The organism is Ralstonia sp. NFACC01 (genome assembly GCF_900115545.1).
In the GTDB taxonomy this organism is placed as follows: Bacteria; Pseudomonadota; Gammaproteobacteria; order Burkholderiales; family Burkholderiaceae; genus Ralstonia; species Ralstonia mojiangensis.
In genome coordinates this window covers 37061-54117 of sequence record NZ_FOWV01000001.1, presented here as the reverse complement: position 1 = coordinate 54117, position 17057 = coordinate 37061, and the positions used below count along the sequence as shown (strand labels likewise).

Sequence of the window (17057 nt, the reverse complement as noted above, 5' to 3'; positions counted from 1 at the left end):
GCCGTATCAAACGCGTTCGATCACCAGCGCAATGCCCTGCCCCACGCCGATGCACATCGTGCACAGTGCATAGCGTCCGCCCGTGCGTTGCAGCTGATACATCGCCGTCGTCACCAAGCGCGCGCCGCTCATGCCGAGCGGGTGGCCCAGTGCGATGGCGCCGCCATTCGGGTTGACGCGCGGGTCGTCATCACGCAGGCCCAGTTGACGCGTCACTGCCAAACCCTGCGCAGCAAACGCCTCGTTCAGCTCGATCACGTCCATCTGATCAATCGTCAGGCCCAGTTGCTTGAGCAGCTTCTGCGACGCCGGTGCCGGGCCAATGCCCATCACGCGCGGTGGCACACCCGCGGTAGCCATGCCGACGATGCGCGCACGCGGGGTCAGGCCAAAGCGCTTGGCGGAGTCTTCATTGGCAAGGAGCAGCGCGCAGGCGCCATCGTTCACACCCGACGCATTGCCGGCGGTCACGGTGCCGTCCGGACGCACCACGCCCTTGAGCTTGGCGAGCGCTTCCATGCTCGTGGCGCGGGGATGCTCATCCCGGTCCACCACAATGGCATCGCCTTTCTTCTGTGGGATCGTTACCGGAGTAATTTCCTGAGCGAGCGTGCCGTCTTCTTGCGCACGCGCGGCGCTGGCTTGGCTGCGCAGCGCGAAGCGGTCTTGGTCTTCGCGGTTGATCTTGTAGTCGGTGGCGACGTTCTCGGCGGTCTCGGGCATCGAGTCGACACCATATTGCGCCTTCATCAGCGGGTTGACGAAGCGCCAGCCGATGGTGGTGTCGTAGATGGCGGCATCGCGCGAGAAGGCGCTCGCGGCCTTGCCCATCACGAACGGCGCTCGACTCATGCTCTCCACGCCGCCCGCGATCATCAGCGCGGTTTCACCCGAGCGGATGGCGCGCGCGGCGGTACCGGTCGCGTCCATGCCCGAGCCGCACAGGCGGTTGATGGTGGAGCCCGGCACGCTGTCCGGCAAGCCGGCCAGCAGCGACGACATGCGCGCCACGTTGCGGTTGTCTTCCCCTGCTTGGTTGGCGCAGCCGAAGATCACGTCGTCGATGGCCGACCAGTCGACCTGCGGGTTGCGCGCCATCAGCGCCTTGAGCGGCACCGCGCCAAGGTCATCCGCGCGCACGGCAGACAGGCTGCCGCCGTATCGGCCGATGGGGGTCCGGATGGCGTCGCAGATAAAGGCTTCGGTCATGATTGTTCTGTCTCCAATAGTTCTAGACACGACGCAACGGCGCCGCCGTCATCGTCTGCAGCGTATCGAAATCGAGGCCGTCGACCATCTCACGCACCACCAGTCCTTCGGGCGTGATGTCGATCACCGCGAGGTCGGTGTAGATGGTATCGACACAGCCGATCCCCGTCAGCGGATACGTGCACGACGGCACGATCTTGCTTTCGCCCTGCTTGGTCTGGTGCTCCATCATGACGAAAACACGCTTGGCACCGATGGCCAGATCCATCGCACCGCCCACTGCTGGAATTGCATCGGGTGCACCGGTGTGCCAGTTGGCAAGGTCACCCGTGGCCGACACCTGGAAGGCGCCGAGCACGCAATAGTCGAGATGGCCGCCTCGCATCATGGCAAACGAATCGGCATGATGGAAGAACGATGCGCCAGGCTTGACTGTGACCGGCTGCTTGCCGGCATTGATGAGGTCTTCGTCTTCTTGCCCGGGCGCGGGCGCGGGGCCCATGCCCAGCAGGCCGTTTTCGGTGTGCAGAATGATTTCGCGATCGGCCGGCAACTGGTTCGCCACCAGCGTCGGCAAGCCGATGCCCAGGTTGACGACCGAGCCATCGGGAATATCACGCGCCACACGCGTAGCGATCTGGTCGCGCGTCCAGCGTTGAATCTTGGCGGTGGTTTCGGCGCTCATGCGGCCTCCTTCGCTTGCGCAGCGTTGCCGAGTTGCACGACGCGCTTCACAAAAATGCCCGGCGTGACGATGTGCTCCGGGTCCAGCTCGCCAAGCTCCACCGTCTCGCTGACCTGCGCAATAGTGCACTTGGCCGCCATTGCCATCACCGGCCCGAAGTTGCGCGCCGTCTTGCGATAAACGAGGTTGCCCCAACGGTCGGCGCGCAGGGCCTTGATGAGGGCGTAGTCGGCGGTCAGCGGCAACTCGAACACGTACGGCTTGCCGTCGATGATGCGCGTTTCTTTGCCTTCGGCCAATTGCGTGCCATAGGCAGTCGGGCAGAAGAAGCCGCCAATGCCAGCACCTGCGGCGCGGATGCGCTCGGCCAGGTTGCCTTGCGGCACCAGTTCCAGCTCGATCTCGCCGGCGCGATACAGCGCATCGAACACATATGAATCGGCTTGGCGCGGGAACGAGCAAACGATCTTGCGCACGCGGCGCGCCTTGAGCAGCGCGGCCAGGCCCATCTCGCCATTGCCGGCGTTGTTGTTGATGATGGTCAGCTCACGCGCGCCATGCGCGATGAGCCCGTCGATGAGTTCCGATGGCATGCCGGCAGTACCGAACCCGCCAATCATGATGGTGGCACCGTCCGGGATATCGGCCAGGGCGGCCTCCACAGACGAACAAAGCTTGTTGATCACGTGCATTCTCCGGCAAGGGCGCCGCACATTCTCGATGGCTAGCGCGGTTCGGAGCATCGCGGGGGCCGGACATGGCCGAGCCGCAACCGGGCGGCGTGCGAGTCTCCTGTTTGACGATCGGATCGACACAGGCCTTTGCTGTCCGGCCCACGCTTATCTTCCTACATTTGTTCGCTATACGAACTCGAGTTCGATCCAAGAACTAATCTACGCCTGCCTTCCTAAGCGTGTCAAGGCGTACGCATACCGATCAACCGTTCGAGTAGCGAAACCGGGGTAATGCCAGTAGGCTTGAGGCTACTGCACCGCTTTCATCTTTCTTTGCATGTCTGCTGCCGAACTGCCCACCGAAAAACCCAGCGATTCCTACGTCCAGTCCTTTGCCCGGGGCCTGTCGGTCATCCGCGCGTTCAATGCTGAGCGTCCCGAGCAAACGCTCTCCGAAGTCGCCGAGGCCACAGGGCTGACCCGCGCCGGCGCCCGCCGCATCCTTCTCACGCTGCTCAGCCTGGGTTATGTCAGCTTTGAGGGCCGCCTCTTCCGCCTCACGCCCAAGATCCTCGATCTCGGGTTCGCCTATCTCACCTCGATGCCGTTCTGGAACCTAGCCGAGCCGGTGATGGAAGAACTCGTGCAGACGGTGCACGAAAGTTGCTCCGCCTCGGTCCTGGATGGGACGGAGATCGTTTATGTTTTGCGTGTGCCCACGCAGAAGATCATCGCGCTGAACCTGTCTGTCGGCAGCCGCCTGCCGGCGTTCTGTACGTCGATGGGTCGCGTACTGCTGTCGGGCCTTCCCGAGGACCAGCTCGACATTGCACTGCGCGAGTCCGACCGGCGGGCGCGCACGCAACGCACCATCACAGATGTCGACGCACTGAAGAAGATCATTGCCGGCGTGCGCCAACAGGGTTGGGCGCTGGTCGACCAGGAGCTTGAGGAAGGGCTGATTTCGCTGTCGGCGCCGATCCGCAATCGCGCGGGGGATATCATCGCCGCCATGAACATCAGCGGCCAGGCCAACCGGACTTCCGGCAAACAGATGACGAAGCAGTTTCTCGGCCCGCTGCAGCAGGCGGCCGAGCGTATTTCTGCCATGGTGCGGGTACGGACCTGACCTGAGTTAAAGGCGGCAGCGCCCAGTGCGCTGCGCGCCTCGCATCCCGACAGTTTTTTCAATAAAATTGTGGCTCCGTGGGCAAAGAGGATGTCTGTGACTCAACACACCGCCATTCACACCGGTCTGGATGTGAAAGGCCGCCAACGCCGGGCGCGTGCTTCGTGCATCCTGACGCTTGCCCTGCCGTTGCTGTCCAGCCCTGTGTGGGCCCAATCGACGTCGCTGGCGACGGCCATGCAGGAATTGACGCCGCTGGCCCGCATGCTGGTGGGCGCCGCCACGGGTCGCAGCACGGCCGCAGCCGGTGTGCCTGCCCTCACGGGCCCTGCCCGCAATGCAGACCGAGCCCTCGCTCAGGCCTGCGCTGAAATCAATCGCTTCACCCCCGTCCCGCTCGACCGCGAAACCTCGCTGGCGCAATGCTCGCTGGCGCAGAAGAAGAACCTCGTCTTCGTCATCACGCTGACCAACTACGCAGCGCACTCGGCCGCGTCGCAAGGCTTTCGGCTGAATTTCGTTCCGATCCTGCAGAAGAACATCTGCAATAACGGCGACGTGCGCATCCTCACGCGCCTCGGCCTCAGCCTGGTCTACCGCTATCGCGGCAACGATCACGAGACCGTGGGCGACGTGCCCATCAACGAATCGATCTGCGGCGCGCTGTAAGCCCAAGCCCTGCCCCGGGAATCCCCTGATGGAGTGCAGTCGGCTGCCATGTCATTAATGGCAGACAAAGTCTCATTTCATCCAACGTCTGCCGGGCCCCTGCCTTGCTGCGCCAGCCTTACCCGGCTGCACGCGCGCAACCCGGCAACCCCAACATCCCGCCCGTGCACTGCACCCCGCCCTGCTTGCCGTCTGCCATCTGCGCCGCGTCGGCATGGACTATAGTTGGGCGTTCCGCTCGCCGTCATATGGTTATCCGAAGTCCGCGCATGCAAATCGCGCATACGCCGGTATGCTCGCGGGCGATCCCCGATCCGATCTCGATTCGCACACTGTTCACCACCCAAGTCGTCAAGGAGGAAATCCGATGAAAACAAACCGACGTCTGACGCAATTTGCGGGTGCCGCCATCCTGGCTGCGGCCACCCTGGTCGCCGCCACTGCGCACGCTGATCAAATTTCCGACATCAAGAAGAAAGGCGAGCTTGTCTGCGGCGTACTCGGCACCGACGAGCCGTTCAGCTTCCTGAAGGACCCGATGAGCCGCGAGATCGTCGGCTACGACGTCGACATGTGCGACGCCATCGCCAAGAGCCTGGGCGTCAAGCCCGTGCTCAAGCAACTGGCCGTGGCCGCCCGCCTGCCCGAACTGCAGCAAGGCCGCGTGGACCTGCTGGCCGCCTCGCTCACGCACAACAAGGAGCGCGAGGCGCAGATCGACTTCTCGGTGTCGACGTTCATCACCGGCCAGAAGGCCATGGTGAAGAAGAGCAGCGGCATCACGTCGCTCGGCCAGCTGGATGGCAAGAAGCTGCTGACGGTCAAGGGTTCGACCATGGAAGCCAACATTGCCAAGGCCATCAAGAACGCCGATGTTGTCTCGTTCGACAACAGCCCGCAGGCACTGCTGGCCCTGCAGCAAGGCAAGGGCGTCGCCTACGTGAACGACGAAACCACGCTGATCGGCAACATGGCCAAGATGGGCCCGGCGGCCAAGGACTACGCGCTGCTGCCGGAAAACCTGTCGACCGAACACCTCGCACTGGGCATCCGCAAGGGCGAGCCGGCCTTCAAGAAGCAGGTTGACGACGTGCTGCTGGGCATGGAAAAGAGCGGCGAGGCGCAGAAGCTGTTCGACAAGTGGTTCGGCCCGAATACGAAGATGGCCTTCCCGCAGCGCACCTTCAAGATTTCTACCGACAAGATCGATTAATCGCTAAAGGTCGGGCCGCCCGGACCGGATTTCCAAACTGCGTCCGGGCGGTGAATCTCCATGCCCCATTTTGATTTGTCGATGCTGCTCTCGGGGCAGTATCACCAGTGGCTCGTCAGCGGTTTCTTCCTGTCGATCAAGCTCTCCGTGCTGGCCTTCGTGCTGGCGCTGCCGCTTGCCATCGTCGTGGCGCTGCTGCGCCTGGCGCCGGCTGCACCGCTGCGCGGCATCGGCCAAGCCTTCGTCGAAGCCATCCGCAACGTGCCGCTGCTCGCCCACATGCTGTTCTGGTATTTCGGCGCGCCGCAGATCCTGCCGGAGTTCATCCGGGACTGGCTCTACAGCATGAACTACGAGGCCGCGAGCGCCGTCATTGCGCTCGTGCTCTACACGGCTGCTTACATGGCGGAAGACATCCGCAGCGGCATCCGCTCGATTCCGAAGGAACAGCTGGAAGCCAGCCGTGCGCTCGGACTCTCGTTCCTGCAGGCCATGCGGCTGGTGGTGCTGCCGCAATCGCTGCGCGTGACCGTCCCGCCGCTGGTCAGCCAAACGTTGAACCTGTGGAAAAACTCCAGCATCGCCATGGTGATCGGCGTGGCCGAATTGATGTACCAGGCGCAGCAGGTGGAGTCCGCCACGTTCCGCGGCTTTGAGGCGTTTGCGTTTGCCACCGCGGCCTATCTGACCATCTCGATCGCGATCACGGTGTTCTCCGCCTGGTATCAGCATCGCTACCCCGTCCGGACGCTGTAGCCATGCTCGATCTCATTCAAACCTACGGTATCTACTACCTGATCGGCCAGTACCCGAATGGGCCGCTGGGCGGCTTGGCGCTGACGTTCCTGCTGGCGTCCGCGGGCCTTGTGCTTGCGCTGCCGGTGGGCATCCTGCTGGGCCTGTGCCGCGTCAGCCCGATTGCCGCGCTGCGCTGGCCCGCCACCGCGCTCGTCTATATCGTGCGCGGCACGCCGCTGCTGATGGTGATCTTCTGGGCGTATTTCCTGCTGCCGTCCGTTACCGGCCAGCGCACGGACCAGTTCAGCACCATGCTGACCGCGCTGGTGATCTTCGACGGCGCATATCTGGCGGAGATCGTGCGCGCAGGCATCCAGGCGTTGCCGCGCGGGCAAATGGAAAGCGCCCGCTCGCTGGGCCTGTCGTACATGCAGGCGATGCGCCGCGTGATCCTGCCGCAGGCGCTGCGCAACATGCTGCCGTCGCTGGTCAATCAGCTCGTTTCGACCATCAAGGAGACCTCGCTCGGTTACATCATCAGCCTGCCCGAGGTGTCGTTCGTGGCCGGGCAGATCAGCACCGCCGTGATGGTCAAGTCGGCCGAGGTGTACGGCCTGCTCGGCATCAGCTACTTCATCATGTGCTTCAGCCTGACGCGCGTGGCGTTCTACCTTGAACGCCGCCTTGCAGCACATGCACCGTCCAAACCATGAACATGATCACGATCGAACACGTCGACAAGTGGTACGGCGATTACCACGCGCTGGTCGACATCAACGAAACCGTTGCCAAGGGCGAAGTGGTGGTCGTGTGCGGGCCGTCGGGCTCGGGCAAGTCGACGCTCATCCGCACGCTGAATCGGCTCGAAGCCATTCAGAAAGGCCGCATCGTCGTCAACGGACACGAAGTGCATGCGCCGGGCGTCGACGTCAACCTGCTGCGCAGCGGCATCGGTTTCGTGTTCCAGCAGTTCAACCTCTTTCCGCACCTGACCGTCCTGCAGAACTGCACGCTGGCGCCGGTGCAGCTCAAGCGCATGGCACCACAGGAAGCGAAGGACTTTGCGATGCGCTTGCTCGAACGCGTGGGTCTGCCCCACAAGGCTGACGCCTACCCTGGCGAGCTGTCGGGCGGGCAGCAGCAGCGCGTGGCCATTGCCCGTGCGCTCGCCATGAAACCGCCCGTCATGCTGTTCGACGAGCCGACCTCGGCACTGGACCCGGAGATGGTGAACGAGGTGCTGCTGGTGATGAAGGACCTCGCCCGCGACGGCATGACCATGGTCTGCGTCACACACGAGATGGGCTTTGCCCGCGACGTAGCCGACCGCGTCCTGTTCATGGATCAGGGCCAGGTGCTCGAACGCGCCACACCCGAAGATTTCTTCCAGCGCCCCCAGCACCCGCGTGCACAACGCTTCCTGGCCGACATCCGCTCACCGTGGAGCGAACCCGCCTGAACCGCCAGGCAGCGGCCAAATAAAAAAACGGGGAACACTGTTCCCCGTTTTCTTTGGATGCACGACAACGCGGCTTATTGGATCGCCTTGTCGTTCGGGTGTGCGTACAACTCCTTCATGCCGGCCGTCATCGGGTAGTTCAGGTTCAAACCCTTCGGCGGAATCGGCGACAGGAACCACTTCTTGTACAGGTCATTCGCCTTGCCCGACTTCATCAGGTCGGCAATCACGTCGTCGGCCACTTTCTTGAACGCCGGATCGTCCTTGCGCATCATGCAGGCGTAGGTTTCGGTCTGCAGCGGCGTGCCCGTAACCACCCAGTCGGCCTGGTTCTTGGCCTTCGTGCGCTCGCCGTACAACAGCGGCTCATCCATCACGAATGCCACAGCGCGGCCCGATTCCAGCGTCAGGAATGCCTGGCCGTGATCCTTCGCCAGGATCAGGTTCATCTTGTCGGCATCCTTCGCTTCGCCGTTCATCTTCTGCAGGATGCGATCTTCAGTGGTACCGGCGGTGGTCACCACGGTCTTGCCCTTCAGGTCGGGGAAGTCCTTGATGCCCGAATCCTTCTTCACCAGCATCAACATGCCGTAGATGAAGATGTTGTTCGAGAACGCGACCTGCTTCTGGCGCTCGAGGTTGTTGGTGGTCGAGCCGCACTCGAAGTCGATCGTCCCGTTCTGCAGCAGCGAGATGCGGTTCTGCGACGTGATCGGCGTGAGCTTGACTTGCAGCTTCTTGCCCACCGCCTTTTCCACGCCGGCAACGATCATGTTGGAGATTTCTTGCGAATAGCCGGTGATCGTATTGGCATCAGCCTGGTACGAGAACGGAATGGACGACTCGCGATAGCCCACCGAAATCACGCCCGATTGCTTGATCTTGGCCAGCGTGTCGGTTGACTGCGCCTGCGCACCGGTCGACAGCGCCGCCAGCGCACCGGCCGCAACCAGCGTCAGGCCACGCAGAATCCGTTTGGTCGAATGCAAGGTCTTCATGCTTCCCCTCCTATGGGTGTGTTCGCTCCAGACTACTTGGGTTACCAATGGGCGCGGGCCAGACGCACATCGTCTAGCCTGCACGCTCGGTCTTTGAATCTCGTTCTGAATCTCGTTCTTGTGTCACGCGGCCAGCGCATACGGCACTGGGGAAATCGCGGGCTTGCGGCCAGCAATCAGGTCGGTCAGCAAGCCTGCGCTGCCGAGCGCTAGCGTAAAGCCCAACGCTCCGTGACCAACGTTCAACCACAATCCCTCCACCGGCGATGCGCCCACCACGGGCACGCCCGTTGGCGTCGCAGGGCGCATGCCAGCCCAGGGTGCGGCATCGGCGCCCGCATCATTCGCCCGCATGGCGCCTGGAAACAGCGCGCGCGTTTCGTCATACAGCGTCTGCGCGCGGCGCGTGTCCAGCGCCGTCGACCAGCCCACCAGATCAGCCATGCCCGCCACGCGCAGCGTCTGCCCGATGCGGGCGTAGACGATCTTGCGCGCAGCATCCGTCACGCTGATCACCGGGGCAACATCGCCCTCGCCCAGCGGCAGGCTGATGCTGTAACCCTTCAGCGGATACAGGCCCGGGTCGATGCGCAATGGGCTGAGCAGCCCGGCGCTCGTCACGCCCGCGGCCATCACCACGGCATCAGCGGCAACCTGCTCACCGCCGGCCAGTTTCAGACCGCGCACACGGCGGCCTTCGGTCCACAACGCATCGACACCGGTATTGAAGCGCAGCGTCACGTTGGGCATCGCGCGCAGCCGGTTGAACAAGCCGACGCAGAGCTGGTGGCAATCGGCCACGTCTTCGTCGGGCGTGTAGATGGCGCCGACGATCCGGTCACGCACGCCGGCAAGCGCGGGCTCGTGGGCCACGGTTTCGTCGGCGGACAGCGCATGCTGCTCGCAACCGAGCGTGGCCTGATAGCCGACCTGGGCCCGGGCCGATTCAAATGCAGCAGCATCGCGATGCACCACCAGCTTGCCGCGACGCGCAAAGCTGAACGCCAAGTCCGGCGAGGCCTCCCGCAACGCTTCCATGCGTGCGCGGCTGTAGAACGACAGCGCAAGCAGCTCGCGCGTGGTGCGATCAGCCCGGTCACGATTGCAGGCCGCGATGAAGCGCAGCCCCCAGCGCAACAACGCTGGGTCCAGCGATGGCTTCAGCCGCAGCGGCGAATCACGGCGCAGCAACCAGCCGGGCACGTGCGAAAGCACGCCGGGGCCGGCCAGCGGTGCCACATAGCTGTAGCTCAACTGGCCGCCGTTGGCGTAACTGGTGCCCTCGCCCGGGCCCGGATGGCGCTCGATCAGGGTGACCTGATGGCCTTCCTGAGCCAGCGCATGGGCCGTGCTGATGCCGATGATGCCGGCGCCGACTACTGCGATGTGCATGAAAGAAGCTGCGAGATGGGGAATGTCGGGTGCAGCTTAAGGAGCCCGGAGGTGGTTGGGCAAATGCGGAGTTGTTGGGGGGGATGTTGTGGGGCTATGGGTTTTTGGTGGGTTCTTTTCGGACTGGTGGTCCATCCCTTGTTTCATCCCCTGCCGGGGCTGACTCACTTTCTTTGGTCTTGCCCAAAGAAAGTAAGCAAAGAAATGCGCGCCCGAGATGGCGACCCACTCCTTGAATTTATGTCGCAGGGAGGGGAAGGGAAAAACTCGCTTCGCTCAGACAGTTTCCCTTCCTTTTTCCTCCCTGCAACAGAAATTCAAGGCGCCATCTAGGGCAGGAACGTCAAAGGCCAAACCGGTGGTGGGGTGAGGTCGGCGTGCTGGGAGCGCACGCCGCATGCGGGGATTGAGTGGTCGCCGGGGGTGAAATTCGGTGCGTGAGCGGCCGTGACGCCGCGCCACCTGCTTGCCGCTAGCCTGCCCCGAGCCTGAAGACGCTCACCGCGCGGCGCAGGTTCCCGGATTGCTCCTGCATCGCTTGCGCCGCCGCCGCAGACTCTTCCACCAGCGCGGCATTCTGCTGCGTCACCTGGTCGATCTGACTGATTGCCTGGCTCACTTGCTCGAGGTTTTGGCTTTGCTCGTCCGATGCCACTGCAATTTCGGCGATGATGCTCGAGACACCTTCAATGGCCACACTCACGCGGGCCATCGCGGCATTCACGCCCGACGCCTGCTCGGAGCTGAGTTCAACTTTTCCGGTGGATGCCTCGATCAGCTCCTTCACTTCCTTCGCAGCACCCGATGCACGTTGCGCCAGCGATCGCACTTCGCCTGCCACCACGGCAAACCCCCTGCCCTGTTCGCCGGCTCGCGCGGCTTCCACGGCAGCATTGAGTGCCAGGATGTTGGTCTGGAACGCAATGCCCTCGATCAGCCCGGTGATCTCGGCAATCTTCTTGGAGGCCGTGCTGACCTCGCTCACCGTTTGGACCATCGCCGTCACTTCAACGCGTCCGGCTTCCGTCATCTCTCTCGCACTGGCTGCGAGCGACGTGGCTTGACGTGCGTTCTCGGCGTTCCGCTTGACTGCCTCGGTCAGCTCCGTCGTGCTCGCCGCGGTCTCCTCGATCGAAGCCGCCTGTTGCTCGGTGCGCGTGGACAGATCCATGTTGCCCGCTGCAATCTGGCCTGCGGCACCGGCCACCGACTCGGTTGCAACGCGGATGCTTCCAACCGTACCCACCAGCTGCTGCGTCATGTCAGCCAGGGCTTGCAACAGCTTGCCGGTCTCGTCCTTCGAGTTGGCAGCCGCCACGCTCGACAGATCCCCTGCCGCCACACGGCTTGCGATCCCGACCGCCACATGCAATGGCCGCGTGATGCTCACTGTCAGGAAGTACGCAAAGACAAGGCCGAGCGCCAGGATCAGCCCTTCCAGCACCATCAGCAACGTGCGGCTCTTTGCGGCGCTGGCGTCGATGTCCTTCGCGATATCGTCGATGGACCGGCGCTGCACCTCCAGCAGTTGACGCATGATGTCCTGGTACGCATTGGCACCCGGCACGAAGACCTGGTCGAGCACCCGCTGGGCTTCGTCCGGATTGCCCGAAGCCTTGGCTGCGTTGATGGCATCCCGCGCGCTCAAATAGCCTTTGCGCAGCTCACCAATCTTGGCGAACAGCGTCTTCTCTTCTTCGGTGGACAGCAGCGCTTCCACCTTCTTCTGGTACTCGCCCGAGGCCTTTGATGACGCCGCCGCCTCTTGCGCAAAATACGGCCCCAACGTTGGATCGGCGCTCTTTGCGACCGCAATGGTGCGGCGGATGCCGACGACCAGATTGGCATACCAGTCGCCAATCAGACGCTCCTTGAGCAACGGCTCATTCATCATGGCCCGCGTGGCCGTCGCGGCATTGTCGAGACGCCAGATTGCAATAGCGGTGATGACGACGGAAAACGCCAGCACAACGGCAAATCCGAAGGCAAGACGCTTGCCGATTCCCATGTTCCTGATGAGCTGCATTCTGTTCCGTTCCCTTCGCCACCCGCGTGGCCCTGGTCTGCTGACGCTCTCCGCCGATGCTTCGTCAGCTGTGCAGCAGTCCGGGTCGTGAGTTCAGCGCCGGACCGGCAGCCAAGCGATGCGCAATAGAGAAAATGAATCGGCCAAGAAATCTTGATTGGGCTGAGGGGTGTGAGACACCATTCCCTCAAAGAGGCCCTTCTTTCCTATCGGATCGAAGTGAAGAATCTGAACCCGCGTCTGCCGGGCAGTGTTCGCTCAGTCGGTTCGGTGGAGGCGACGCGGCACGCCGTCCACTGTCAGGGTTGCTCTCTACGCAGCGAGGAAGCAGCGAGCAGCTCGGGCTGCCGAGTTCAGAACCCCATTCGTCGAGCAAAAAGCTCGGGCCGCCGAGTTCAGAACCCCATCCGTGGAGCAAAAAGCTCGACCAGTCGAGTTCAGAGCCTAATCCGTCGAGCAAAAAGCTCGACCAGTCGAGCTCAGAACCCCATCCGTCGAGCAAAAAGCTCGGCCAGCCGAGCTCGGAGCCTCATCCGTCGAGCAAAAAGCTCGGCCAGCCGAGCTCGGAGCCCCATCCGTCGAGCAAAAAGCTCCGACCACCGAGTTCAGAGCTCAAAATTTTCGAGCAAAACGTGCCGATGGCCGAGTTCGAACCCCCAAGCGTGGACCACAAAGCCCTGGGCACCAGCCTCCAGGCCCCGATGACGGAGCAAAAAGCGTCATGGTGTTGCTGCTAAAAGCAGCACGCGCAGAGCAAAAAGCCTCGCGGCTGGCGCTTGGAGCGCCGTGCGCGAGGCTTGAAGGGTCGTGAGCGGGGGCTGAAGTGTCGCGGGCAGGGTTCCGGACGGCAGCGGAGGCTGTCGGCAGGCCTTACTGCAACATGAACGTCTCGTATTCCAGCCGATCCAGCTTGCGGTCCAGGATCACGAGGCTGGCCATCACGACCAGCAGCAGCGAGACGGCAAATCCGTATCCGTACCAGGCGGGGCCAAGCTGCAGCGTCATCCAGGTCAGCGCGCCGTTGAGCACCACAAACGCCGCCGTCAGCGCCAGCACCACGCGGCGCCGGTCGAGGTAGAAGAAGATGTTCACCACCCCCAGGAACACCACCTGCAAGCTCGCGGCAATGGTGTCGACATACAGCAGCGGCAGGTACAGCTCGGAAATCTGCAGGGCGCGCAGCACGGAGGCGCCGACGGCAAACAGCACCAGCGCGGCCATTGCCTGGATCTTCACGATCTCGTACAGGCCCGCGCGGATGGTCTGCACCATCGTGTTGCGCATGTCTTCGATGTGCTCCAGCGATGCGCCGCCGCGCACGGCGTCGTAGAAGGCGTCGTAGTACTCGACGAAATCCGTCTCGATGCGCACCAGGAACACCGCCATGCCGGGAATGATGCCGAGGTAGGCCAGGAACACCGGAATGTCATAGATGACCGACGCATTCAGCGGGCCGATCACCTGCTGCCCCGTGCCCGGCGCATACCAGAACATGAACTTGTCGAGCCAGATGCCGAGGTTGTACAGCAGCCCGATCAGCATGAGCGACGGGTACGCGAACCGCCGGTCGAACACCTCGAACGACAGGAAGCGCCGGCCGCTGAAATTGCGATAGATGAGCGCGGCCATGCCGATCAGCAGGCACAGCTGCCCCGTGACGAAGCCCAGCAGCAGCCCTTCCAGCCCAAGCCGGTTGAACAGCAGCGCCAGCAGCACGGTGAGCGTGTAGCCGATCAGGAAGATCCACACGATCGCCTTGTACTGCTTCATGCCCGAGAGGAAGATCACCGCGATCCAGATGTTGGCCATGACCACGAAACCGGCCAGCATCAGCAGCCGGTAGATGGCGGATTGCTGCGGGAACGCAAAGAGGATGACGAGCAGCCCCAGGCCACCGGCGACCAGCGTCATCACAAGCGACACGGCGTGGTAGTTGGGCAGGATCAGGTCGTCGCGCTTCTCGAACAGACGGTCGGACGTAAAGCGCGTGAAGGCAAGCTGCAGCGGCCCTGTCAGGATCAGGCTGACCGCAATCAGGTAGGTGACCGACACCTGGAACTGCGTGATGAGCGAGCCGGGAATGACGAACGGCAGGCTCAGGATACCGATCAGCAGAATCCCGACGATGGAGAGAATCCACGGCCCGGAACTGATGATGCCGGCGTAGGTGTAGGCGCGCAGCAGCCCGAGCAGGCTGTCGCGCTTGAGCATCTTGCGCAGCTCAAAACCAATGCCGGCCATTAGCGGGCTCCCTCATCTGGCTTATTCTGCTGGGCGTGATACGGGCAGGCCGCCGCAGCGGCAGAAGCGGCCTTGGCGCCGTGCTCGGTACTCAGGTCGGGCAAGGTCTGCAGGCGCGTATACAGCTCGCGGTAGCTGCCGACCATCATCTCTTGCGTGTAATAGCGCTCGACGCGGGCAATGCCGGCAGCCTGGGCCGCATGCCAGCGCGTTTCATCGCGCAGCAGGGTGAGCACTTCGGCGGCCAGGGCAGCCGGATCGGCAATGCGCACCACGGCGCCGGCCGCACCCAGTGCCGCGTCTTCACCCTCCAGGCCGAACAGCAGCTGCCGGCACGAACCCACATCCGTCGTGACTGACGGCACGCCCGCGGCAAACCCTTCCAGCACCACCAGCGGCAGCGCCTCGCTGATCGAACTCAGCACGAGCACGCCCACCTTCGGCAGGATGTCGTCGATCTTCTGGAAGCCCAGGAACTTGATGCGATCGCCCAGGCCCAGGCTCTCGGCCAGGCTGTGGCATTCCTGCGCGTATTCCGGATCTTCGTCTTCCGGGCCGGCAATCCAGCCTTCCGCATCGGGCATCTCGCGCGTGATGGTCAGCATGGCGCGAATGAATGTCTTCACGTCCTTGATGGGCACCACCCGGCCGATCAGGCACATCACGCGCGGCACGCTGGCCTGCCGCTTCTCGCGCAACGCAGCCAGGCGCGGCAGGTTGATGCCGTTCGGGATGCTGCGCGTCTTCTCGGCCGGCGCGCCGTCGATGACCTGCCGCTGCCGGTTGCCTTCGTACAGCGCGACGATGTCTTCGGCCGCGTCATAACAGACCCGGCCCATGGTCTCGAAAAACCGCACCCACAGATCGCGGAAGTAGCTGATCTGCGCGATGTCCTTTTCGAAGATGCTGCGGTTGTCCCGAATCCACTGGCTCTGGAACAGGTCGATCTTGCGTTCCTTGGTGTAGATGCCGTGCTCCGACACCAGCAGCGGCCGCCCGCGCCTGTAGCGCAGCAGCGCGCCCAGGAACCCCGCATAGCCGGTCGAGATGGTGTGGAACACCTTCACCGGGATGAGGTTTTCAGCAATGCGCACAAGCTGCCACAGTGGCTTGTGCATGATGCGCACGGTCCAGAAATAGTCGGTGAACGACGGGTCGGTGCAATAGCGCCGGTAGTAGTCCGTCATCATGTCCCAGGCGCGGTGGCTGTAGAGGAACTGTTCCTCGGCCAGCGGGCCATCGTCGCGCAAGTCGGCAATCGAGGCGCGAATCAACTCGGCCGTCTCTTCCTTGTTTGCCGGATTGCGCAGCGCGTCATGCAGCTTGCGCGAGCGCTCGAACGCTGCAGCATCGCCGCCGCTGGCCTGCACCAGCGGCGGCGGCGGAAAGTCGTACAGGTAGTGGCACTCCAGGTGCACCACGTTGTCGGGAATGGCGTAGACGGGCTTGCCGTAATCCTCACGGCGGCTGCCGATGAAAACGATGGCAAAACGGATGTCCGGAAACGCCCGGATCATCTGGTTGACCCAGCTCGACACCCCGCCGCTCACGTAGGGAAAGGTCCCTTCGAGCAGCAGCGCAACGTCGGCAGACTGGGCGCGCGGAAAGTGGTCGTTGCTCATGATGTCCAGTAGCGCAACAGCGGGCGCAGCAACGGCAGCGGTGAACGGCTGGAGAACTGCGCCAGCGCCGCACGCGCGCCGGCATAGTCACCGCGCAGGTAGCAGGCTTCGGCCAGCGGAGGCAGCAGGCGGTCACGCGGGAAGCCAAGGGATTCCGCACGGCGCAAGTGGGACTCGGCCACATCGGGCTCGCGGCGCGACAGGGCAAGCCGGCCGCGCATGTACCACAGCGCGGCGTTGTCGGGCTGGATATCGAGCGCGGCGCTGGCGTAGCGTTCGACCTGCTCGGCGGTGTAGCGGTACACGTCGCCCTGCACGAGGTTCTGGTAGATCAGCTCCCAATACAGGTCGGCCAGGCGCTTGTTGATGTCGTAACGCGCCTCGGGCGTGGTGGCTTCTTCCAGGCGCGGCAGCTCGGCCAGGATCTTTTGCGTGAGCACCTTCTCGGCATTGTCGAGCATGCCGTAGGCGAGCAGGCGGATATCGTCCACCGGATCGGCCAGCAGGTCGCGCAGCACGGGGCTGGCAGTGCGCGTGGGCATCGACTGCATGGCCACCAGCGCGGTCATGCGGCTTTGCACCGGCGCGCGCTCGTTGTTGAGCTGCGCACGCAGCCGCGCGCCGCCGCCATGCGTTACGCGCGAGATCAAATGCGCAACAAACACCGGCAGGCCCACATCGGCGATGTCCTTGTCGTCTTCGGGCCTGGGGAACAGCTTGGCGAGCAGCAGGCTGCCGAGCACCAGCAGGGAACCCGCCACCGGCACGAAAAAGCACAGCGCCGTCAGGTAGCCATACGTCCACACGAACGGCACGCGGTAACGACGCGGCAGCAGGCGCCAGGCAGCCAGGCCGATCAGCGCGGCGGCGGTACCCTGCAGCATCAGGCACGACAGCAGCAGCGCAAGGCTGTTGCCGGCATGCAGTGCCATCACCACTGCCGCGATCTGGGCCGAGATGCCGCCGAGCGTGAGCTTAAACATGGTCAACCTGCATGGCCGT

At 63.4% G+C, this 17057-nt stretch carries 15 protein-coding genes; 6 read left to right on the top strand and 9 right to left on the bottom strand.

Translation table 11 applies throughout. From position 1 onward, the window contains the following. Positions 1-6 precede the first annotated feature (6 nt). Genes pcaF through BM136_RS00230 form a run of 3 tightly spaced genes read right to left on the bottom strand, consistent with a single transcriptional unit; the run spans position 7 to position 2580 of the window. Positions 7-1209, bottom strand: a complete 1203-nt coding sequence (gene pcaF / locus BM136_RS00240; RefSeq protein ID WP_092969191.1) for a 3-oxoadipyl-CoA thiolase — start codon at positions 1207-1209, stop codon at positions 7-9. Positions 1210-1231: 22 nt separating this feature from the next. Continuing rightward, positions 1232-1894: a CoA transferase subunit B gene (locus tag BM136_RS00235; protein WP_092969188.1), complete on the bottom strand. Its 663-nt coding sequence runs from the start codon at positions 1892-1894 to the stop codon at positions 1232-1234. Beyond that, positions 1891-2580: a 3-oxoacid CoA-transferase subunit A gene (locus BM136_RS00230; RefSeq protein ID WP_092970660.1), complete on the bottom strand. Its 690-nt coding sequence runs from the start codon at positions 2578-2580 to the stop codon at positions 1891-1893. The genes BM136_RS00235 and BM136_RS00230 overlap by 4 nt, the downstream gene beginning before the upstream one ends. Positions 2581-2905: 325 nt before the next feature. Here BM136_RS00230 and BM136_RS00225 point away from each other — a divergent pair, with 325 nt between their 5' ends. The 6 genes from BM136_RS00225 (at position 2906) to BM136_RS00200 (ending at position 7776) form a co-directional block, all read left to right on the top strand. Further along, entirely contained in the window at positions 2906-3697 is a 792-nt protein-coding gene (locus tag BM136_RS00225; RefSeq protein ID WP_092969185.1) for an IclR family transcriptional regulator, read from the top strand. Positions 3698-3787: 90 nt separating this feature from the next. Next, positions 3788-4366, top strand: a complete 579-nt coding sequence (locus tag BM136_RS00220; protein WP_092969182.1) for a hypothetical protein — start codon at positions 3788-3790, stop codon at positions 4364-4366. 367 nt (positions 4367-4733) lie between these two features. Next, positions 4734-5579 carry an ABC transporter substrate-binding protein gene (locus tag BM136_RS00215; RefSeq protein WP_092969180.1) on the top strand — a complete coding sequence of 282 codons (846 nt, stop codon included), beginning with the start codon at positions 4734-4736 and terminating at the stop codon, positions 5577-5579. A 60-nt stretch (positions 5580-5639) separates the two neighbouring features. Then, positions 5640-6335, top strand: coding sequence for an amino acid ABC transporter permease (locus BM136_RS00210; protein ID WP_027680870.1), 696 nt, complete (start codon positions 5640-5642; stop codon positions 6333-6335). Positions 6336-6337: 2 nt separating this feature from the next. After that, the gene (locus BM136_RS00205; RefSeq protein WP_027680869.1) at positions 6338-7030 is read left to right on the top strand and encodes an amino acid ABC transporter permease; all 693 of its coding nucleotides are present in this window, start codon (positions 6338-6340) and stop codon (positions 7028-7030) included. Further along, positions 7027-7776: an amino acid ABC transporter ATP-binding protein gene (locus tag BM136_RS00200; RefSeq protein ID WP_092969177.1), complete on the top strand. Its 750-nt coding sequence runs from the start codon at positions 7027-7029 to the stop codon at positions 7774-7776. The genes BM136_RS00205 and BM136_RS00200 overlap by 4 nt, the downstream gene beginning before the upstream one ends. Before the next feature lie 74 nt (positions 7777-7850). Here the strand turns inward: BM136_RS00200 and BM136_RS00195 are convergent, their stop codons facing one another. From BM136_RS00195 to BM136_RS00165, 6 genes are all read right to left on the bottom strand, one after another. Continuing rightward, positions 7851-8774: a glutamate/aspartate ABC transporter substrate-binding protein gene (locus tag BM136_RS00195; RefSeq protein ID WP_092969175.1), complete on the bottom strand. Its 924-nt coding sequence runs from the start codon at positions 8772-8774 to the stop codon at positions 7851-7853. 123 nt (positions 8775-8897) lie between these two features. Continuing rightward, positions 8898-10166: a D-amino acid dehydrogenase gene (locus tag BM136_RS00190; protein WP_092969172.1), complete on the bottom strand. Its 1269-nt coding sequence runs from the start codon at positions 10164-10166 to the stop codon at positions 8898-8900. Positions 10167-10638: 472 nt separating this feature from the next. After that, complete coding sequence (locus tag BM136_RS00180; protein ID WP_092969169.1) at positions 10639-12192, bottom strand: methyl-accepting chemotaxis protein; 1554 nt, start codon at positions 12190-12192, stop codon at positions 10639-10641. An 870-nt stretch (positions 12193-13062) separates the two neighbouring features. Next, positions 13063-14433, bottom strand: a complete 1371-nt coding sequence (gene pelG, locus BM136_RS00175; protein WP_092969166.1) for an exopolysaccharide Pel transporter PelG — start codon at positions 14431-14433, stop codon at positions 13063-13065. Beyond that, positions 14433-16055, bottom strand: a complete 1623-nt coding sequence (gene pelF, locus BM136_RS00170) for a GT4 family glycosyltransferase PelF (protein ID WP_092969164.1) — start codon at positions 16053-16055, stop codon at positions 14433-14435. The genes pelG and pelF overlap by 1 nt, the downstream gene beginning before the upstream one ends. Beyond that, positions 16052-17038 carry a tetratricopeptide repeat protein gene (locus BM136_RS00165; RefSeq protein ID WP_092969161.1) on the bottom strand — a complete coding sequence of 329 codons (987 nt, stop codon included), beginning with the start codon at positions 17036-17038 and terminating at the stop codon, positions 16052-16054. Before BM136_RS00165 ends, pelF begins: the two co-directional genes overlap by 4 nt. Positions 17039-17057 lie beyond the last annotated feature (19 nt).

Coding starts and splice junctions, on each gene's coding strand:
- BM136_RS00165 (WP_092969161.1), bottom strand. CDS start 17,038: ATGTTTAAGCTCACGCTCGGCGGCATCTCGGCCCAGATCGCGGCAGTG.
- BM136_RS00200 (WP_092969177.1), top strand. CDS start 7,027: ATGAACATGATCACGATCGAACACGTCGACAAGTGGTACGGCGATTAC.
- pelF (WP_092969164.1), bottom strand. CDS start 16,055: ATGAGCAACGACCACTTTCCGCGCGCCCAGTCTGCCGACGTTGCGCTG.
- BM136_RS00195 (WP_092969175.1), bottom strand. CDS start 8,774: ATGAAGACCTTGCATTCGACCAAACGGATTCTGCGTGGCCTGACGCTG.
- BM136_RS00190 (WP_092969172.1), bottom strand. CDS start 10,166: ATGCACATCGCAGTAGTCGGCGCCGGCATCATCGGCATCAGCACGGCC.
- pelG (WP_092969166.1), bottom strand. CDS start 14,433: ATGGCCGGCATTGGTTTTGAGCTGCGCAAGATGCTCAAGCGCGACAGC.
- BM136_RS00205 (WP_027680869.1), top strand. CDS start 6,338: ATGCTCGATCTCATTCAAACCTACGGTATCTACTACCTGATCGGCCAG.
- BM136_RS00225 (WP_092969185.1), top strand. CDS start 2,906: ATGTCTGCTGCCGAACTGCCCACCGAAAAACCCAGCGATTCCTACGTC.
- BM136_RS00235 (WP_092969188.1), bottom strand. CDS start 1,894: ATGAGCGCCGAAACCACCGCCAAGATTCAACGCTGGACGCGCGACCAG.
- BM136_RS00220 (WP_092969182.1), top strand. CDS start 3,788: ATGTCTGTGACTCAACACACCGCCATTCACACCGGTCTGGATGTGAAA.
- BM136_RS00180 (WP_092969169.1), bottom strand. CDS start 12,192: ATGCAGCTCATCAGGAACATGGGAATCGGCAAGCGTCTTGCCTTCGGA.
- BM136_RS00215 (WP_092969180.1), top strand. CDS start 4,734: ATGAAAACAAACCGACGTCTGACGCAATTTGCGGGTGCCGCCATCCTG.
- pcaF (WP_092969191.1), bottom strand. CDS start 1,209: ATGACCGAAGCCTTTATCTGCGACGCCATCCGGACCCCCATCGGCCGA.
- BM136_RS00210 (WP_027680870.1), top strand. CDS start 5,640: ATGCCCCATTTTGATTTGTCGATGCTGCTCTCGGGGCAGTATCACCAG.